General features: G+C 37.2%; 20 protein-coding genes and 1 pseudogene. All 21 read left to right on the top strand.

Annotated features, from left to right (window positions below; genetic code table 11):
• Window positions 1-82 precede the first annotated feature (82 nt).
• Window positions 83-667: a transcription factor FapR gene (gene fapR / locus B371_RS0119695; RefSeq protein WP_019416048.1), complete on the top strand. Its 585-nt coding sequence runs from the start codon at window positions 83-85 to the stop codon at window positions 665-667.
• A complete protein-coding gene (gene plsX, locus B371_RS0119700; RefSeq protein WP_019416049.1) occupies window positions 664-1,656 on the top strand; it encodes a phosphate acyltransferase PlsX in 993 nt (330 codons plus the stop codon). Before fapR ends, plsX begins: the two co-directional genes overlap by 4 nt.
• Window positions 1,653-2,597 carry an ACP S-malonyltransferase gene (fabD, locus tag B371_RS0119705; protein WP_019416050.1) on the top strand — a complete coding sequence of 315 codons (945 nt, stop codon included), beginning with the start codon at window positions 1,653-1,655 and terminating at the stop codon, window positions 2,595-2,597. Before plsX ends, fabD begins: the two co-directional genes overlap by 4 nt.
• The gene (gene fabG / locus B371_RS0119710) at window positions 2,597-3,343 is read left to right on the top strand and encodes a 3-oxoacyl-[acyl-carrier-protein] reductase (protein ID WP_019416051.1); all 747 of its coding nucleotides are present in this window, start codon (window positions 2,597-2,599) and stop codon (window positions 3,341-3,343) included. Before fabD ends, fabG begins: the two co-directional genes overlap by 1 nt.
• 144 nt (window positions 3,344-3,487) lie before the next feature.
• Complete coding sequence (gene acpP / locus B371_RS0119715) at window positions 3,488-3,724, top strand: acyl carrier protein (RefSeq protein WP_019416052.1); 237 nt, start codon at window positions 3,488-3,490, stop codon at window positions 3,722-3,724.
• Window positions 3,725-3,855: 131 nt separating this feature from the next.
• Window positions 3,856-4,623, top strand: a complete 768-nt coding sequence (gene rnc, locus B371_RS0119720; RefSeq protein ID WP_019416053.1) for a ribonuclease III — start codon at window positions 3,856-3,858, stop codon at window positions 4,621-4,623.
• A gap of 2 nt (window positions 4,624-4,625) precedes the next feature.
• The gene (gene smc / locus B371_RS0119725) at window positions 4,626-8,213 is read left to right on the top strand and encodes a chromosome segregation protein SMC (protein ID WP_019416054.1); all 3,588 of its coding nucleotides are present in this window, start codon (window positions 4,626-4,628) and stop codon (window positions 8,211-8,213) included.
• Window positions 8,210-9,220 carry a signal recognition particle-docking protein FtsY gene (gene ftsY / locus B371_RS0119730; protein ID WP_019416055.1) on the top strand — a complete coding sequence of 337 codons (1,011 nt, stop codon included), beginning with the start codon at window positions 8,210-8,212 and terminating at the stop codon, window positions 9,218-9,220. Before smc ends, ftsY begins: the two co-directional genes overlap by 4 nt.
• Before the next feature lie 74 nt (window positions 9,221-9,294).
• Entirely contained in the window at window positions 9,295-9,630 is a 336-nt protein-coding gene (locus B371_RS0119740; RefSeq protein WP_026023146.1) for a putative DNA-binding protein, read from the top strand.
• Between the two features lie 12 nt (window positions 9,631-9,642).
• Window positions 9,643-11,004 (top strand): signal recognition particle protein, encoded by a 1,362-nt coding sequence (ffh, locus tag B371_RS0119745; RefSeq protein WP_019416058.1) that lies wholly within the window; start codon window positions 9,643-9,645, stop codon window positions 11,002-11,004.
• Between the two features lie 105 nt (window positions 11,005-11,109).
• Complete coding sequence (gene rpsP / locus B371_RS0119750) at window positions 11,110-11,382, top strand: 30S ribosomal protein S16 (protein WP_019416059.1); 273 nt, start codon at window positions 11,110-11,112, stop codon at window positions 11,380-11,382.
• Window positions 11,383-11,397: 15 nt separating this feature from the next.
• Entirely contained in the window at window positions 11,398-11,631 is a 234-nt protein-coding gene (locus B371_RS0119755) for a KH domain-containing protein (RefSeq protein ID WP_019416060.1), read from the top strand.
• Window positions 11,632-11,867: 236 nt separating this feature from the next.
• Window positions 11,868-12,383, top strand: a complete 516-nt coding sequence (rimM, locus tag B371_RS0119765; RefSeq protein ID WP_019416062.1) for a ribosome maturation factor RimM — start codon at window positions 11,868-11,870, stop codon at window positions 12,381-12,383.
• On the top strand, window positions 12,380-13,120 hold the full coding sequence (gene trmD, locus B371_RS0119770; protein WP_019416063.1) for a tRNA (guanosine(37)-N1)-methyltransferase TrmD: 741 nt from the start codon (window positions 12,380-12,382) through the stop codon (window positions 13,118-13,120). Before rimM ends, trmD begins: the two co-directional genes overlap by 4 nt.
• A gap of 127 nt (window positions 13,121-13,247) precedes the next feature.
• Window positions 13,248-13,592, top strand: coding sequence for a 50S ribosomal protein L19 (gene rplS / locus B371_RS0119775; protein ID WP_019416064.1), 345 nt, complete (start codon window positions 13,248-13,250; stop codon window positions 13,590-13,592).
• 103 nt (window positions 13,593-13,695) lie between these two features.
• Window positions 13,696-14,259: a signal peptidase I gene (lepB, locus tag B371_RS0119780; protein ID WP_019416065.1), complete on the top strand. Its 564-nt coding sequence runs from the start codon at window positions 13,696-13,698 to the stop codon at window positions 14,257-14,259.
• 19 nt (window positions 14,260-14,278) lie between these two features.
• Window positions 14,279-15,142, top strand: a complete 864-nt coding sequence (gene ylqF, locus B371_RS0119785) for a ribosome biogenesis GTPase YlqF (protein WP_019416066.1) — start codon at window positions 14,279-14,281, stop codon at window positions 15,140-15,142.
• Between the two features lie 268 nt (window positions 15,143-15,410).
• Window positions 15,411-16,175, top strand: coding sequence for a ribonuclease HII (locus tag B371_RS0119790; RefSeq protein ID WP_019416067.1), 765 nt, complete (start codon window positions 15,411-15,413; stop codon window positions 16,173-16,175).
• Window positions 16,176-16,296: 121 nt separating this feature from the next.
• The gene (gene sucC, locus B371_RS0119795) at window positions 16,297-17,457 is read left to right on the top strand and encodes an ADP-forming succinate--CoA ligase subunit beta (RefSeq protein WP_019416068.1); all 1,161 of its coding nucleotides are present in this window, start codon (window positions 16,297-16,299) and stop codon (window positions 17,455-17,457) included.
• Window positions 17,458-17,475: 18 nt separating this feature from the next.
• Window positions 17,476-18,378 carry a succinate--CoA ligase subunit alpha gene (sucD, locus tag B371_RS0119800; RefSeq protein ID WP_019416069.1) on the top strand — a complete coding sequence of 301 codons (903 nt, stop codon included), beginning with the start codon at window positions 17,476-17,478 and terminating at the stop codon, window positions 18,376-18,378.
• A gap of 901 nt (window positions 18,379-19,279) precedes the next feature.
• Window positions 19,280-20,098, top strand: a pseudogene (locus B371_RS23150) (transposase); the annotation flags it as partial.
• Between the last annotated feature and the right edge of the window lie 73 nt (window positions 20,099-20,171).

Here is a 20,171-nt window from a genome sequence, read left to right on the forward strand (position 1 = left end):
AATTAGAGACAATCCTTGCATTCTTTTTCTTGTATTTATATACTGATATTAGTACCAAGTGCTAATATCGGACGGTGAACTTATGAAACAAACAAAAAAAGAACGTCAGCAACTATTAATAGATACAATAAAAAACAATCTATTTATCACTGACGATGAACTTTCAAAACAGTTTACGGTCAGTGTTCAAACAATTAGATTAGATCGTCTAGAATTATCAATACCTGAGCTACGTGAACGTATTAAACATGCAGCCACAAAATCATTTAAAGACGAAGTTCGATCTCTTGCTTTAAATGAAGTTATTGGTGAAATGGTTGATATTGAACTAGACGAACGAGCTATTTCAATATTTGACGTAAAATCAGAACATATATTTAAACGACATCAAATTGCGCGGGGCCATCATTTATTTGCACAAGCTAACTCCTTAGCGGTTGCGGTCATTAATGAAGAATTGGCATTAACAGTAAAATCAAATTTATCTTTTGTGAAACCAGTAAAACTTGGTGAACGAGTCGTTGCGAAAGCAATCGTTATTCGAAAAGATCATGAAAAAAAACGCACATTTGTTGAGGTCACTTCAACAGTTGAAAATAACATTGTGTTTAAAGGACAATTTGAAATGTATCAAACAAATGAGACAAGTGATGGTGATTTTAAATGAAGATTGCAGTAGATGCAATGGGGGGCGACCATGCTCCTAAAGAAATAGTAGAAGGTGTTTTTAAAGCATTAGAACAATTTGATGATATACATATACTTTTATATGGAAATGAAGAACTAGTAAAACCATTTCTAAAAAAACATGACAGGTTAACAGTTATTCATACAGAAGAAAAAATAGAGGCGGAAGATGAACCAGTGAGAGCAATTCGTCGAAAAAAAGATTCCTCAATGGTACGTATGGCTGAAGCTGTGAAAAGTGGAGAAGCAGATGCATGTGTATCAGCCGGTAACACAGGGGCTCTTATGGCTGCAGGGCTCTTTATCGTTGGTCGTATTGAAGGGATTGATAGACCTGCCCTTGCTCCTACCTTACCAACTATTGATGGACAAGGTTTTGTAATGCTAGACTTAGGTGCAAATTCTGATGCTAAAGCTGACCATTTATTGCAGTTTGGCATTATGGGGAGTATTTATGCAGCAAAAGTCCGTGGGATTGAATCGCCTCGTGTTGGCTTACTTAACATTGGAACTGAAGAAACGAAAGGCAATGAGTTGACGAAGGCGACATTTAATCTTTTAAAACAAGCTCCTATCAATTTTGTAGGGAATGTAGAATCTCGTGATTTGCTTTTAGGTGTAGCTGATGTGGTGGTAACAGACGGATTTACTGGCAATATAGTATTAAAAACGATTGAAGGAACCGCTTCTAGTTTCTTTAGTATGTTAAAGGAAGTCTATAGTTCATCAACCAAGTCAAAACTATCTGCCTATCTAGTAAAAGATGATTTACGTGGGCTGAAAAACAAAATGGATTATACCGAGTATGGTGGTGCAGCTTTATTTGGTCTTAAAGCACCCGTAATCAAAGCACACGGTTCTTCAAATGCAAATGCAGTGATGAACGCCATACGCCAAGCACGTACAATGGTTGAATATGATGTATGCGGAACAATCCATTCAACTATTACAGGAGGTAAAACACAATGACAAAAATCGTATTTATTTTTCCAGGACAAGGTTCTCAAAGTGTTGGGATGGGAGAAGAACTTGTAAAGTCAAATCCAGGAAATAAAACATTTTATGATAAAGCAGACGAGCAATTAGGTTATGCCCTTTCAAAATTAATGTTAGAGGGTCCTGCACAAGAATTAACATATACATACAATGCTCAACCTGCACTATTAACAACTAGTACAATGGTTTCTGAAATTCTCCAAGCCGCTGGTTTGAAACCTGATTATACAATTGGTCATAGTTTAGGAGAGTATTCAGCTCTTGTTGCATCAGGAGTTATGTCCTTTGAAGACGGCGTTAAAATTGTTCATAAGCGGGGGTTATATATGAATGAAGTAGTACCTGCAGGAAAAGGAGCCATGGCGGCTATTCTTGGGATGCAGGCAGATGTATTAAAAGAATTAACGGATCAAGTTACTGCTGAAGGTGATGTTGTCCAATTAGCAAACTTGAATTGTCCAGGTCAAATCGTGATCTCCGGAACAAAAGAAGGTGTGGAAAAAGCTTCTGTACTTGCAAAAGAAGCTGGAGCTAAACGGGCCATCCCCCTGGTTGTAAGTGGACCATTCCATTCAGAACTAATGAGACCAGCAACGTCCCATTTACAACAAGCGTTAAATCAATTAGAAATGCAGGATACAGATATTCCTGTAATTTCTAATGTTACAGCAAGTCCTGTTACAAAAGCTGAAGCAATGAAGGATTTACTTGTTCAACAACTTTATTCACCAGTTCAATTCGAACAATCCATTCGTACATTACTGGATTTAGGAGTTGACACATTTATAGAATGTGGGCCTGGTAAAGTTCTGAGTGGATTAGTGAAGAAAATTGACCGTTCTGCAGTGATTTATGCAGCATACGATTTAGAGTCAATCGAGCAAGTGATTGAAGCATCGAAGGAGTGGAAATAATGGGGAAATTAAACGGTAAAACAGCAATCGTTACTGGAGCTTCACGTGGGATTGGTGCTGAGATTGCAAAGTACCTAGCTAAAGAAGGTGCTCGAATTGCAGTGAACTATAGCGGGAGCGAAGCGAGAGCAATGGAAGTTGTAAACGAAATCATTGAAAATGGTGGCGAAGCATTTGCTATTCAAGCTAGTGTTAGTGACGCAGATAGCGTATCAGCCATGGTTTCTGAAACAATAAGCCGTTTCGGAAGCATTGATATTTTAGTTAATAATGCTGGGATTACACGTGATAATCTATTAATGCGTATGAAAGAAAATGAATGGGACGATGTTATCAACACCAACTTAAAAGGGGTATTTCTGTGCACAAAAGCTGTCACACGCCAAATGATGAAACAACGATCAGGACGAATTATTAATATTTCATCAATCGTTGGAGTATCTGGGAATGCTGGTCAAGCTAACTATGTAGCTGCAAAAGCAGGTGTCATTGGTCTAACAAAGACAACTGCAAAAGAATTAGCGAGTCGCAACATTAATGTAAATGCAATAGCACCAGGATTTATCACAACCGAGATGACAGAAAAGTTATCTGATGATGTGAAAGCGCAGATGCTAATACAAATACCTTTAGCGAAACTGGGTAGTCCACAAGATGTTGCAAAAGCAGTACTATTTTTTGCATCTGAAGACTCGAACTATATTACTGGTCAAACACTTCATATAGATGGTGGAATGGTAATGTAACTTTTCTCTAAAAAATTAGACTTGTTTTTTGTACTGAAAAAAGTATATATTTTAGGATATCAGTACAAGAAAAGACAACAGCTAGCACTTTTTTCGGTGCAAACTGTGTTTTTCTAGTATAATCATTGAGGGGAGGTGACTTTAGTGGCAACAGTAGTAGAACGCGTAACAAAAGTAATCGTAGATCGATTAGGTGTAGATGAGAGTGAAGTGAAAATGGAAGCTTCTTTCCGTGATGATTTAGGTGCTGACTCTCTTGATGTAGTAGAACTTGTTATGGAATTAGAAGATGAGTTCGATATGGAAATTTCAGATGAAGATGCTGAACAAATTAGTACTGTAGGAAGTGCAGTTACTTTTATTGAAAGCAAACAAGGATAAGCAATTATTCCATTGCGAGACGTGGTAGCCATTCTTCTTGAATGGCCTTCTACGTCTCTATTTCTTTTTGCACAAAAGAAGACAAACAGGTAAACTAGACCGTAGAAACTAATGGAAGGCAGATTATATAGATGACTGATAAACGTAGAGGCTTTCCTCAAAATAAAGGAACATTTTCTGAAACAGTGAAACAATCATTTACAATATTACAACAAGAATTAGGAGTTAAATTTAATAATCCAGAACTTCTATATCAATCATTTACCCATTCATCCTATGTGAATGAGCATCGACGGAAACTTTATACAGACAATGAGCGACTTGAATTTTTAGGTGACGCTGTCCTTGAACTGTCTGTCTCTCAATATTTATTTCAAAAGTTTGCTTCCATGAGCGAAGGCGAATTGACAAAACTACGTGCGACAATCGTATGTGAACCGTCACTCGTTTTATTTGCTCATGAACTAAACTTTGGGAAATATGTCCTTTTAGGTAAAGGAGAAGAGGTAACAGGTGGACGGGAGCGCCCTGCACTTCTAGCAGATGTATTTGAGTCTTTTGTTGGAGCGCTATACTTAGACCAAGGCTTACAACCTGTTGTAACGTTTTTAGAGCAAGTTGTCTTTCCAAAAGTGGAAATCGGTGCTTTTTCTCATGTGATGGATTATAAGAGTCAATTACAAGAAATTGTTCAACAAATGAACAATGGGGTGTTAAGCTACGAAATTGTCGAAGAACAAGGTCCCGCTCATAATAGGACATTTGTTTCAAATGTTCGACTCGAAAACAACGAGTTAGGTGTAGGAAAAGGAAAATCTAAAAAAGAAGCTGAACAAAAGGCCGCTCAAGTAGCTATCATTCTGCTACAAAGCCAAGCTGTAAACAGACAGGAGGGCTAATTTTGTTCCTAAAACGACTTGAAGTTATTGGATTTAAATCGTTTGCGGATCGAATTGGCATTGATTTTGTACCAGGAGTTACCGCGGTGGTTGGACCTAACGGTAGTGGGAAAAGTAATGTAACAGATGCCATACGGTGGGTTCTTGGGGAGCAATCTGCAAAATCACTTCGTGGAGCTAAAATGGAAGATGTGATTTTTGCAGGTAGTGAGTCAAGAAAGCCGTTAAATTTTGCGGAAGTTACACTCATACTAGATAACTCAGATCAACGCTTACCGTTAGATTACAATGAAGTCAGTGTCACGAGACGCGTGTTTCGTTCAGGAGACAGCGAATATTTATTAAATAAGCAAACGTGTCGATTAAAAGATATTACCGATTTATTTATGGATTCCGGATTAGGTAAAGAAGCATTTTCCATCATTTCCCAAGGTCGAGTTGATGAAATTTTAAACAGCCGTCCTGAAGATCGTCGAGCAATCTTTGAAGAGGCAGCCGGTGTTCTTAAATACAAGCTGAGGAAAAAGAAAGCTGAACACAAACTTTTTGAAACAGATGATAATCTTCACAGAGTATTGGATATTCTACATGAATTAGATGAACGGATGGAGCCGCTTCAAATGCAAGCGTCTTCAGCTTCGGATTATTTACGTATGTCTGAAGAATTAAAAGAAATAGATCTGGGATTAATTGCATACGACTTAAATAGTGTTGAAAAGCGATTAGGTGATTTAAAACTAGAAGTTGAGAATTATGAACATCAGCAAAAGGAACTTGAAGATGTTATTGAGAAAAAAGACCATGAGTTGCAATCAGTACGAACACAATTAATCAATCAAGATAAATTAATTGATGACTCTCAAGAATCCTTAGTTGAAGCTAGTTCAGAACTTGAACGTTGGGATGGTCGTAAACAACTGATGGCAGAAAAACGCCACAATATGGACCAACAACTAGACAAACTTAGATCAACTACTATTGAATTACAACAAGAAAAATTCCAGTTAACTACTGATATAGAGCAAAAGCATCTAGAGAAAACGAAGACGAGCATTGAATTAAGAAATGTTCAAAGTGAAGTCAAAAAGTTAGGCTATATGCTAAAACAATCGAGTTCTGAAATTGAAGAAGAAATAGAGAACTCAAAATCTAACTATATCGATTTATTAAATGAAGAAGCGACTGTCAAAAATGAGTTAAAACATTTAGAACAACAGCTCCTTCAGCAACATGAGTTCAAAGGTAAAATGACTAACGAAAACGCAAAAATCAAAGCTGAATTAGCGATAACTAAAGAACAAAAGAAACAAGTAGAGCAACAGTTATCTGACATACGTAGTCAAATAGACGAGATATTAACTCACTATAAAGAACTTCAACAAACTTTCTCTAAAGAAAAAGAGACCTTAGAATCAAAACAAGCCATGTTGTATCAAGCGTACCAACATCAACAGCAATTAAAAGCTAGAAAAGAATCGTTAGAAGCTCTTGAGGCAGACTTCTCGGGGTTTTTCCAAGGTGTTAAAGAAGTATTAGTTGCCCGTCAAAATGGTCACCTAAAGGGAATTACAGGCGCCGTCGCCGAACTTATACAAGTGAAGCCTGGATATGCTAAAGCACTCGAAACAGCTCTTGGTGGAGCGATGCAACACATAGCAACTGAAACAGATCAAGATGCTAGAAAAGCAATCGCCTTTTTAAAAAATAAAAGGTCTGGTCGAGCAACTTTTTTACCGAAAACGGTTATGAAATCTCGTAAAATACAATCTGAGACACTGTATAGCATTAAGAGCCATCCTTCGTTTATTCAAACGGCAGACGAAGTTGTTACTTTTGATCAAGCTTCTAAATCAATTGTAGAGAATTTGCTTGGTAATGTAATTGTCGTTAAAGATATACAAGGAGCTTCTGAGATTGCCAAATCTATTCAATACCGTTACCGTGTGGTGACATTAGATGGGGATATTGTAAACGCTGGCGGTTCATTAACTGGTGGTTTCACTAAACAACAATCATCAGTATTTTCTAGAAAAGCTGAATTAGATGAGCTTTCAGTGAAATTACTAGAGATGGATCAATCGATTCAAGTAGCTGAAAATCAAGTGACCAATTTGAAAAAAATAATTGACAGTCAAGCTGACCGTCTTGAAAATTTGAAATCTAATGGTGAAGAGAGTAGAGCTCATGAATTAGAACTTAGTTCAAATTCACGTGAACTTGAAACTACATTTAAACGTCTTAATGAAAGGGTTTATATTACTAACTCGGAAACCAAAGACGTATTAAGTCAACACGAACAAGCAATAGATAAAAAGAAACAAGCACAAGAAAGATTACTCGAATTAAAACAAGAATTAGATAAAATTAATGAAACAATTATTGTGTTAACAAACCTTAAGTCAAAAAACTTGAGTGAACGTGACGCATTAACCGAACAAATGGCTGAACTACGCTTAAAACAGGCTGTATTAACAGAACAACAAAAAGTTTCAGAGCAAACTATAGCCGAGTTGCAAGAGAAACAACAAAAAGTCACCCTCAAGCTTGATAACGCAGAGAAAGAAATGTTGTGGTATACATCTGGTGACAACCAAATGGGCCCGACACCTGATGAAATAGAACTGCAACTAGCAGATTGGATGAAAAAGAAACACTCATTAATCCAAGTTATTGAGGAAGGCAAAGAGAAGCGTTCGCAAATCCATATACAACTACAACATGTGGAGCTCCAATTAAAGAAAAACCAACATTTGCTTAAACAACAATTGGATGGCTTACGCGCTGTAGAAATTAAGATAAGTCGTTTGGATGTTGAACAATCTACTTTGCAAATGCAACTAGAAGATAATTACCACCTAACTATCGAGGACTTAGAAATTCCAAATATGGATATATTCAAGGAAGAGATAGCTCGTAAAAAAGTGAAACTGCTTAAACGGTCAATTGAGGAATTAGGCCCTGTTAATATAGCCTCAATAGAAGAATTTGATCGAGTTTCTGAACGTCATGCTTTCTTAACGGAACAAAGTCAAGACTTATTGGATGCAAAATCTACTTTGCATGAAGCTATTAAAGAAATGGATCAAGAGATGACAATGCGTTTCAGTGAGACTTTCTATGCCATACGTGATCATTTTGGTCGTGTCTTCAGAGAATTGTTTGGTGGAGGACAAGCTGATTTAGTATTAACGAATTCTTCAGATATGCTTGAGACTGGGATTGATATTATTGCACAGCCTCCAGGGAAAAAACAACAACATTTGAATTTGCTTTCAGGAGGAGAACGAGCATTGACAGCAATTGCATTATTATTTGCTATTCTGAACACTCGCCCTGTACCATTTTGCATACTGGATGAAGTTGAAGCATCTCTGGATGAAACAAACGTCGTTCGCTATAGCCAATACTTGAAAAAATTTAGTCATGATACACAATTTATTGTTATCACACACCGTAAGGGAACAATGGAAGGTGCAGATGTTTTATATGGAATTACGATGCAGGAATCGGGAATTTCAAAATTGGTATCTGTTAAAATGCAAGAGGATAAAAAACCAACACTTGTCACACAAGGGAGTGGAAATGCTTGAGTTTCTTGAAAAAAATGAAAGAAAAATTAACTGGTACGAGTGAATCCGAAACTGTTTCCAAAAAATTCAAAGATGGACTATCAAAAACACGTACCCAATTTACTTCAAAAGTAAATGATCTAGTTGCCAAATATCGTAAAGTTGATGAAGACTTTTTTGAAGAGTTAGAAGATTTATTGCTTCAGGCAGATGTAGGTGTCGAAACTGTTATGGAATTGATGGATTCATTACGTTTTGAAGTACAACGTAAAAATATGAAAGACACCGCAGGTATTCAATCAGTGATTTCTGAAAAGTTAGTTGAAATCTATGAAACTGGCGAAGAGGAATTAAACGAACTTCTAATTCAAGATAATGGATTAACAGTTATTTTATTCGTGGGTGTTAATGGAGTAGGAAAAACAACGTCCATCGGTAAATTAGCACATCGTTTAAAACAACAAGGAAAAACTGTAATGTTAGCAGCTGGTGATACTTTCAGAGCAGGCGCAATTGAACAATTGCAAGTATGGGGAGATCGTGTCGGTGTTGAAGTGATTAAACAATCTGAAGGGTCAGATCCTGCCGCGGTCATGTATGATGCAGTTCGTTCTGCAAAAAGCCGAGGGGTCAATGTGTTAATTTGTGATACTGCTGGTCGCTTGCAAAATAAAGTGAATTTGATGAAAGAATTACAAAAAATTCATAAAGTACTCGAACGAGAAGTACCAGGTGCACCACATGAAGTTTTACTAGCACTTGATGCGACAACAGGTCAAAATGCCATGATTCAAGCTCAAGCTTTTAAAGAAGCCACAAACGTAACAGGCATAGTCTTAACCAAGTTAGACGGTACTGCAAAAGGTGGAATTGTATTGGCCATTCGCAACAAATTGCATATCCCTGTTAAGTTTGTTGGACTCGGTGAGCAAATGGATGATCTACAACCTTTTGATACTGAAAAATATGTATACGGCTTATTTGCAGAGGGATTAGAACAAGAAGAAGGTAATGATTTTAAAAACTAGACAAGTAAAAACACTTGACGCATTAAGTGCAGGGCTATATGATAATATAGAAAGCAGTAGGGGGAGAAATCATGATCTTACTTGAAAAGACAACTCGCATGAATTTCTTGTATGATTTTTATCAGTCTTTACTGACGGATAAGCAACGAAGTTATATGCATCTCTATTATCTAGATGATCACTCACTTGGTGAAATTGCAGGTGAATATGAAATTTCTAGACAAGCAGTCTATGATAATATCCGACGTACTGAAGCAATGCTAGAAGAGTACGAAAATAAACTACGCCTATTAGAAAAATTTCAACAACGCCAAGTTGTCATGGATAAATTGCAACAAGTAATTCTAGCGGAATCTGTTAATACAGAGGAAGCATTTGAGTTGATAGCTCAGCTAAAAGAATCGGATTAGGAGGCTGCATACATGGCATTTGAAGGGTTAGCCGAGCGGCTGCAAGGAACAATCCAACGCATTAAAGGTAAAGGTAAAGTTTCTGAAGCAGACGTCAAAGAAATGATGAAAGAAGTTCGTTTTGCTTTAATCGAAGCGGACGTTAACTTGAAAGTTGTCAAAGAATTTGTTAAAAAAGTAAGTGAACGTGCGGTTGGCGTTGATGTTATGAAGAGTTTAACACCAGGTCAACAAGTCATCAAAATTGTAAAAGACGAACTAACTCAATTAATGGGTGGCGAACAAAGTTCAATTCAATTTGCTAGCAAACCACCAACTATTATTATGATGGTTGGTTTACAAGGTGCTGGTAAAACAACAACCACTGGTAAACTTGCGAATATTATACGTAAGAAATACAATCGTAATCCTTTATTAGTAGCTGCTGATATTTATCGACCAGCAGCTATTCAGCAACTAGAAACTATCGGCAAGCAATTATCTTTACCGGTTTTTTCTATGGGTATAGATGTATCACCAGTTGAAATTGTTAGACAAGCACTTGAAAAAGCAAAAGAAGACCACAATGATGTGATTATTATCGATACAGCCGGACGTTTACATATCGATGAAAAACTCATGCAAGAATTGAAAGATATTACTTCAATCAAACAACCAGATGAAGTATTTTTAGTTGTTGACGCGATGACAGGTCAAGATGCTGTTAATGTTGCGCAAAGTTTCAATGAAACAGTGGGCATTACCGGCGTTATATTAACAAAACTTGATGGCGATACTCGTGGTGGTGCTGCTTTATCAATTCGTTCAGTTGCTGGTAAACCGATTAAATTTGTCGGGATGGGCGAAAAAATGGATGCACTTGAATCATTTCACCCTGAGCGCATGGCGTCCCGTATACTTGGTATGGGTGACATGTTGTCCTTGATTGAAAAAGCACAAGAAAATGTTGATGTAGAAAAAGCAAAAGAGCTTGAAGAAAAGTTTAGAACTCAGAGCTTTACATTTGACGATTTCATTGAACAAATGAACCAAGTAAAAAAGATGGGTCCTTTAGAGGACATCATTAAAATGCTCCCTGGTGCTGGTAAAATTAAAGGATTAGAAAACGCTAAAGTCGATGAGAAACAGATGGTGCGCGTGGAGGCCATTATTTATGCAATGACCCCCCATGAGAAAACGACACCTAGTATTATTAACTCAAGTCGAAAAAAGCGTATTGCTAAGGGGTCGGGTACATCGATTCAAGATATAAACCGTTTATTAAAGCAATTTGAAGACATGAAAAAAATGATGAAACAAATGTCTTCGAATATGCAACAACAAAAAGGCAAGAAAAAAATGAAAATGCCTGGCTTAGACTCTCTTTTTAAATGATTTTTTAAATTAAATTTAATGCTGTTAAGAAAAAATACTTTACAAACAAATAAATTCTTGATAATATACTATCTTGTGTGAAACTATTCGGAGGTGCAATTAAAAATGGCAGTAAAAATTCGCTTAAAACGTATGGGAGCTAATAAATCTCCTTTCTATCGTATTGTTGTTGCTGACGCTCGTGCTCCACGTGACGGCCGTCAAATCGAAACAGTTGGAACTTACAACCCACTAACAAAACCAGCTGAAATTAAAATCAATGAAGAATTAGCATTGAAATGGTTATCAAATGGTGCTAAACCATCTGATACAGTACGTAACTTGTTCTCTCAACAAGGCATTATGGAAAAATACCATACAGCAAAAAACAGTAAGTAATCGGGGGCAGCATTAATGAAGCAGCTGATTGAAACAATTGTGAAACCATTAGTTGATTATCCGGATGAAGTTCGTGTTGAACTCGACGAAAATGCAAACCGTGTTGTCTATAAGTTATCTGTACATGCAGAAGATATGGGGAAAGTAATTGGTAAGCAGGGACGTGTTGCGAAAGCGATTCGTGCAATTGTTTATTCAGCAGCAAGCAGTCACCACAAAAAGAAGACATATGTAGATATTTCAAATTAAGATTAAAAGGAGGGAGCTCATGTTCCTTCCTTTTTTGTACTTTGAAAAGTATAAATTTTTAAAAGAAGTTCAACTTACTAAGATATATTTAATTTCGAGGGTAGCTTGCGTGTTCTTCAATTTAGGCTCACCAAAAGTGTTTAGCTTCAAGAGTCAACAAGCGGTTGTTCTACAAGGAGTCTGAAGATTTCAAGTTAGAATATCGCTTTGTGTTTTTCTTAAAAGGAGTGATTTAATTGAATTGGTATAATGTGGGTAAAATTGTCAATACACATGGGATTAAAGGAGAGGTCCGTGTTATTTCAAGTACGGATTTCCCTGAAGAGCGTTATGTAGTTGGCAACAAGCTTAATTTATTTAAAGAAGATATAAAGACACCTACGGTATTGACTATAGCGAGCCACCGTACACATAAAAATTTTGATCTTTTGACATTTGAAGGTTACTTAACACTCGAGATGGTACAAGACCTGCGAGATGGAGTTTTAAAAATATCTGAAAATCAATTGTCTGAACTAGAAGGACATGAATACTACTTCCATGAAATTATTGGTTGTACGGTATTTGGAGAAGATGGTCAAGAAATTGGTGTTATTACTGATATTTTACAAACTGGTGCAAACGATGTTTGGACTGTAAAACCTGCACAGGGTAAAGATCATTATATTCCATATATTGAAGATGTCGTAAAAGAAATTGACATTGCTGAAAAGAAAATCACTATCGAAATTTTGGATGGTTTATTGTCATGATCAACATTCATGTCTTGTCCCTTTTTCCAGAAATGTTTACAGGTGTCTTTGGGACCTCCATTTTAAAAAAAGCACAAGATAAAGAAGCTGTTTCGATAGAAGTAACTGATTTTAGAGCGTATTCGGGTAATAAACACAACCAGGTTGATGATTATCCTTATGGTGGTGGTGCAGGTATGGTTTTAAAAGCAGAGCCCTTATTTCAAGCTGTAGAGGCAATAACTGTATCCACTACTAAACCTCGAATAATTTTAATGTGTCCACAAGGTCAGCGATTTACCCAAGCGAAAGCAGAAGAGTTAGCCCAAGAAAAAGAGTTGATTTTCCTATGTGGTCACTATGAGGGGTATGATGAACGAGTTCGAGAATACTTGGTTACTGATGAAATCTCTATTGGTGATTTTGTTTTAACAGGAGGAGAACTTGGTGCAATGACTGTCATCGATAGTGTTGTAAGGTTATTACCCGGGGTGCTAGGTAATGGTGAGTCGCCCGTGCAAGACTCTTTTTCTACTGGTATACTCGAACACCCACACTATACTAGACCTGCAGAGTTTAGAGGAATGAAAGTTCCTGATGTTCTACTTTCTGGCAATCATGCCAAAATCAACTTATGGCGGCGTGAACAATCTTTATATCGCACATGGAATAGGCGTGCTGACCTGTTAGGGAATACTGAACTAACCCCTGCTGAAAAAGAATTAATTGTTCAATGGGAAAAAGAAAAATATAATTGATGCTGTCTTGCTTACTTAAGAAAAAAGTGGTATAATTTATTCTGTACTTCTATGTGAAGTACCGAACTACGGTGTTCCGCTGCAGCCACAGTCGCTGGCAAGAACATCTGTCTAAGGAGAGAAAAAAATGCAAAATATTATTACAGAGATTACTAAAGAACAACTTCGTACGGATCTTCCAAACTTCCGTCCTGGTGACACAGTACGTGTCCACGTTAAGGTCGTTGAGGGAACTCGCGAACGTATCCAAATGTATGAAGGCGTTGTAATTAAACGTCGTGGTGGTGGAGTAAGTTCTACTTTCACTGTGCGTAAAATTTCCTATGGTGTAGGTGTTGAACGTACATTCCCAGTACACACACCAAAAATCGCTCAATTAGAAGTTCTTCGTCGTGGTAAAGTACGTCGTGCGAAATTGTACTACTTACGTGAATTACGTGGTAAAGCAGCTCGTATTAAAGAAATTCGATAATAGTCAATTCAGAAAGAGAGCTTGGAAATCAAGCTCTCTTTCTTTTTGCTTGTCATTACAATTACTTGTACAATAAATATAACTGAACCTAGGAGGCAAGAATATGGAAGAAACCCAAAAGAAGAAAAATGAGGTTTGGGAATGGACGAAAGCATTACTAATTGCATTTGGCCTTGCCTGGTTCATCCGTTATTTTTTATTTACACCAATTATAGTTGATGGTCAATCGATGATGCCAACTCTTGAAGACGGAGATCGTATGATTGTAAACAAAATTGGCTATCAAGTAGGAGAGCCAGACCGCTATGATATTGTAGTGTTTCATGCGCCTGAGAAAAAAGATTACATAAAACGTATTATTGGATTACCAGGTGATCATGTTGCATATAAAAATGATCAGTTATATATAAATGGGAAAGAACAACCTGAATACTATTTAGATGTGTATAAAGAAGGAATATCAGAGGGTACATTAACTGAAGATTTCACTCTTGAAGAAACACCTGCTCAGGTGTCAATTATTCCTGAAGGGTATGTATTTGTCATGGGAGATAATCGCAGGAACAGTAAAGACAGTCGTCATATTGGTGTGATTTCAACAGAAGAAATAATAGGGTACACAAGTGTTATCTTTTGGCCAATACAAGAAATAGGACTTGTCGAGTAACGTAGGAGGAGATTAATACATGACCATTCAATGGTTTCCAGGTCATATGGCCAAAGCACGTCGTGAAGTAACGGAAAAATTAAAATTAGTTGATATTATTTTTGAATTGATTGATGCAAGATTGCCTCTTTCTTCAAGAAATCCAATGATTGATGAAGTTATTGGTCAAAAGACAAGGTTATTGATATTAAATAAAGCTGATATGGCAGATGACTTCCAAACGAGGAAATGGATAAACTATTTTGAAGAGCGTGGTCATCGTGCTGTAGCTATTAACTCATTTGAAGGTAAAGGCCTTCAACAGGTAACCAATGCTGCGAAAGAATTGTTATTTGAAAAATGGGAACGCATGCGTCTTCGTGGGATTAAACCTCGTGCAATACGAGCTATGATTGTTGGAATTCCAAACGTTGGGAAATCAACATTAATCAATCGTTTAGCCAAGAAAAATCTTGCGAAAACAGGCAATACTCCCGGTATAACTAAAGCTCAACAATGGATTAAAGTAGAGAAGGAACTTGACCTATTAGATACACCAGGTATCTTATGGCCAAAGTTTGAAGATCCAGCAGTAGGCTACAAATTAGCTTTAACAGGTGCAATTAAGGATACGATTATTAATATGGAAGATTTGGCTGTATACGGCTTGCGATTTTTGGCGGAAAACTACCCAAAACGTATGGAGGAACGCTATAAATTGACTGGCATAGATGAAGAATTGGTCGATACCTTTGACCACATCGGAAAACTAAGACGTGTTTTTTCAGGCGGTGGCGAAGTTGATTATGATAAAGTAGCAGAACTTATTGTACGTGATATCCGCGGTCAACATCTTGGGAAATTGACTTTTGATATTGTAGAAGAAATGGTTGAGCCTTCTTAAAAAAACCTTTTTTGCCTGTTCAAGGGTAAAAAAGGTTTTTTTGTGGTAAATAAAAGTATAAACTGTGATAAGGGTTTGACTAGCTCTTATTTAGCTATAGGATAGTCTGTGAGCCGTGCTATGGGCTGAAAGATGGATTTATACGTCTTTCGTCCCTTTATGCGCAGGGGGATTGCTACAAGGGGCTCTTCACATGGGCGGGCTCGCAATAGAAGACGTGCGAGAATGAAAATTCGCTGTTCTTATAAATGTAATAGAGGTGAAATACATGGAAACAATAAAATCAATTGCTTTACAGCTTAAACAAGTCTCTCACCCGAATGAATGGACCAACAACCTTATACATGATAATCGGGAGGGTGTAAAAAAATTAATTGCTTCTTGGCAAAAACAACAGCAACAACAAAAAGATCTACAATCAGCTCATTTAGAGAAAATTAATTACGATATAAGTTTTAAGCAATATAAACTAGACTTAGTCGCAGGAATTGATGAGGCAGGGAGGGGGCCGCTTGCTGGTCCAGTCGTAACAGCAGCAGTCATATTTGGAGAGTATCCAATTGAACTCATGGGAATTAATGATTCCAAACAGTTATCGCGTTTAAAGAGAGATAATTACGCAGAGATAATAAAGAAACACGCACTCTCGTATTCAATACATATTCAACCAGTTGAACAGATTGATGAACATAATATATACCAAGCGACCAAAGCCTCAATGACGCTAGCTGTCAAAAGTCTATCAATAGAACCTGATGTGCTATTAGTGGATGCAATGACACTTCCACTCCCGATTACTCAACATTCTATTATAAAAGGAGATACACAAAGTTTAGCAATTGCTGCTGCGTCGATATTAGCAAAAACAACACGTGATAACATAATGATTGAATTCGACAAAATCTATCCGGAATATAATTTTGCGAAAAATGCTGGATACGGGACATCTGACCATTTAGATGCATTAAAACAATATGGAGCAACAAATATTCATAGAAAAACCTTTGAACCAATAAAAACGATGATTCGATAAGAATTTCGAATATTTGTTGTTTACTATAAACTGATAGTCTTATGTGGACAATGCGTGATAGGTTTAATACAATGGTTAAGGTAGTAAATTACTTGACAGAAGTTTGATTGGAGGACTTTAGATGAATATCCATGAATATCAAGGTAAACAACTCCTCAGACAATATGGTGTGTCCGTGTCAACTGGTACAGTTGCTTTTTCTCCGGAAGAAGCAGTAAAAGCTGCAAAAGAACTTGGCACAGAAATTGTCGTGGTGAAAGCTCAAATCCATGCGGGTGGTCGTGGTAAAGCTGGCGGTGTTAAAATCGCGAAGAACTTAGAAGAAGTACGTGCGTACTCGAAAGAGCTTTTAGGTAAAGTCCTAGTAACTCACCAGACTGGTCCTGAAGGCAAAGAAATTAAGCGTCTACTTATTGAAGAAGGATGCGACATTAAGAAAGAGTACTACTTAGGTTTAGTTCTTGACAGTTCAACTTCTCGTGTAACTCTAATGGGTTCTGAAGAAGGTGGAGTAGATATTGAAGAAGTTGCTGAGTCAACTCCTGAAAAAATCTTTAAAGAACTAATTGATCCAGTTGTTGGATTAACAGGATTCCAAGCACGTCGTATGGCTTTCAATATGAACATTCCAGCTAAATTAGTAAACAAAGCTGCTAAATTCATGCTTGGTTTATACCAAGTATTTATTGAAAAAGATGCAGCAATCGTTGAGATTAATCCACTAGTTGTTACTGGCGGCGGAGAAGTTATGGCACTTGATGCGAAGTTTAACTTCGATGCAAATGCTTTATACCGTCATAAGGACATCTTAGAATTACGTGACTACGATGAAGAAGATGCTAAAGAAATTGAAGCATCTAAATATGACCTAAGCTATATCTCTTTAGAAGGCAACATCGGATGTATGGTAAACGGAGCTGGACTAGCTATGGCTACAATGGACACGATTAGCTATTACGGCGGATCACCCGCTAACTTCCTTGACGTTGGGGGTGGTGCAACAGCTGAGAAAGTAACTGAGGCATTCAAAATTATCCTTTCAGATAAAAATGTTAAAGGTATTTTCGTTAACATCTTTGGTGGAATTATGAAATGTGACGTTATCGCTGAAGGCGTAATCACTGCTGCGAAAGAAGTTGGGTTACAAGTACCTCTAGTTGTTCGTTTAGAAGGAACAAACGTTGAACTTGGCAAGAAATTATTAAATGAATCTGGCTTAAACATTATTGCGGCTGGCTCTATGGCTGATGGCGCGCAACAAATTGTTGAACTTGTAGGCTAAGAAAGGCAGGGACAAAAGATGAGCGTGTATATTAATAAAGATACAAAAGTACTTGTACAAGGTATTACTGGATCAACTGCTCTTTTCCATACAAAGCAAATGCTTGAGTATGGTACGAAAATCGTTGCTGGTGTTACACCAGGTAAAGGCGGTACTGAAGTTGAAGGTGTACCCGTTTTCAATACAGTAGAACAAGCTGTTGCAGCAACTGGCGCTAACGTGTCAGTTATTTATGTACCAGCTCCATTCGCTGCAGATGCTATTCTTGAAGCAGTTGATGCTGATTTAGATATGGCGATTTGTATTACTGAACATATTCCTGTACTTGATATGGTAAAAGTAAAACGCTATATGGAAGGCAAGAAAACGCGTTTAGTCGGACCAAACTGCCCTGGTGTTATTACACCTGACGAATGTAAAATTGGTATTATGCCAGGATACATTCACAAAAAAGGTCATGTAGGCGTTGTTTCACGTTCTGGAACACTTACTTATGAAGCAGTACACCAACTTTCTGAAGAAGGTATTGGACAAAGTACAGCTGTAGGTATTGGTGGAGACCCAGTTAACGGAACGAATTTCATCGATGTATTAATGGCATTCAATGAAGATCCTGATACGTATGCAGTAGTTATGATTGGTGAAATCGGCGGAACAGCAGAAGAAGAAGCTGCTGAGTGGATTAAAGCTAACATGACAAAACCTGTTGTAGGATTTATTGGTGGTCAAACAGCTCCTGAAGGTAAACGTATGGGACATGCCGGTGCGATTATTTCTGGTGGTAAAGGTACAGCTGCTGACAAAATCAAAGCTATGAACGCTGCTGGAATGGAAGTTGCAGCTACTCCATCAGTTATTGGTGAAACTTTAATCAAAGTGATTAAAGAAAAAGGCCTGTACGATGCATGTAAAACACATTAATCAAAAATAAAAGCCAGAAACGTTGTTAACTCAACGTGTCTGGTTTTTTTATTTAAGGAAATACAAAAGTAGAGGATTTCAATATGCTTTCTTTTGTTGAAGCCACTGTAAACAAGATTGTTTAAATTGACACTTTTTCTTTTTACACAATTATATGGACTTACTCCAACTTTTCATGCGATTGAAGCAACTCTCTGTTCGAACGGGGAAACTCTTCGTATGAATGTGGCAATGAACCAATTTCCTCCTAATTTCTGTCTTCTTCACTTTTAAAAAAACCTGATTCGCTTACAGAGCGAATCAGGTCTTTTTAAAAACATACAAAAGTATATAAAATTGATGTGCCAAGAACTATGTACTCATGGTGTTTTTAGTATATAGAGACTAACATGCTAAAACGGTATTTCTTTGATGTGACTCTCGTAATTCGATTAATAAGAAGTCGTGATTTGCTTTTTTAGAAATGCAAGTTTCTACTAGTGGAAGAGAATTTTTTCCAGTGATATATTCTTGGTTAGTAATCTTTGGTTTGCATATAAAAAACGTCCTATATTTAAGGAGGCCACTGAAAAAGTCCTCAAAAGAAATTCAAAGCGAGTAAGTGAACGATATATTGTTCACTTACTCGCTTTTTATATGGAACCCGTTGACTTCCGTTCCAGGCGGACGCGTTCCGCCGGCATGGCTTCAGCCGCTTCCCTCGCTCCTGCGATTACTCGTCGCAAATACAAAGACATTCGCTACGCTCAGTCCAGGGTCTTCAGTTCAATGCTATTCCGGCTGGAGTCGCCGCCTTCCACTACAGTCAACTAGTGTATGTCTACATCAAAAAAATTCTTGTATCTAAAAAGTCGTATTGTTGAAGTATAATAAAATAATATAAATGCAGGTGGTGCTCCTTGTGATTTCAAACCAAGAAACCCTTCATTTTAGTCCGTATATGGCGATTTTCGCTATGGTTGTGCCAAAAGATAATATGCTTCGTCAAATCAATAAACTTGTCGACTTTTCTTTTGTTCTCGAAGAATTAAAACATAAATATTGTCTCGAAAACGGTTGCAATGCAGTGCCGCCGATTCGTATGTTCAAATATTATTACTCAAATCCATCTTTGATCATTCAGATATCGATGTCGTGGAACGCTCCAAAAAACGATATGTCGTTTAAATATTTCCTTGATATGGCACCTGAATATTCTATGATTGACCCAAGTTAATTAACGAAATTCCGTAAACTCCGTCTTCCAGATGAGGGTTTATTCGATATGCTTATTGGGAAATCAGTTGAGATTGCATTGGAAAAAGAAATTATTAAAAGTAAATCGATTATCGTGGATGCCACACATCCAAAAGCACGTTATAATCAAAAATCACCGAAAGAATTTTTACAAGAGAAATCCAAAATTGTTCGAAAAGCTGTCTATCAAATCGATGAGTCTATGAAAGAAAAATTTTCTTTAAAGCCTACTTCGGATGAAGTAGAAGTTGAATTGGACTATTGTCGACAAGTAATTTCAGTAGTAGAAAAAGAACCACAATTAGCGATGATTCCAGCTGTGAAAGAAAAATTAAATGTACTCAAAGAAGTTGTAGAAGATTTTACAGAACAACTTAGCTACTCCAATGATCCGGATGCACGTGTTGGATACAAAACAGTGGACTCTTCTTTCTTTGGTTACAAAATGCATATTGCGATAAGTGATGAACGAATTATTACAGCTGTGAAGGCTAAGAACGCCACGTCCTGAGGCAACGCCTTCGTGACCAACACACTGTTGGCCTGAGGAGACTCAC

It is taken from the genome of Paenisporosarcina sp. TG20, from assembly GCF_000286315.1.
Taxonomy (GTDB): Bacteria; Bacillota; Bacilli; order Bacillales_A; family Planococcaceae; genus Paenisporosarcina.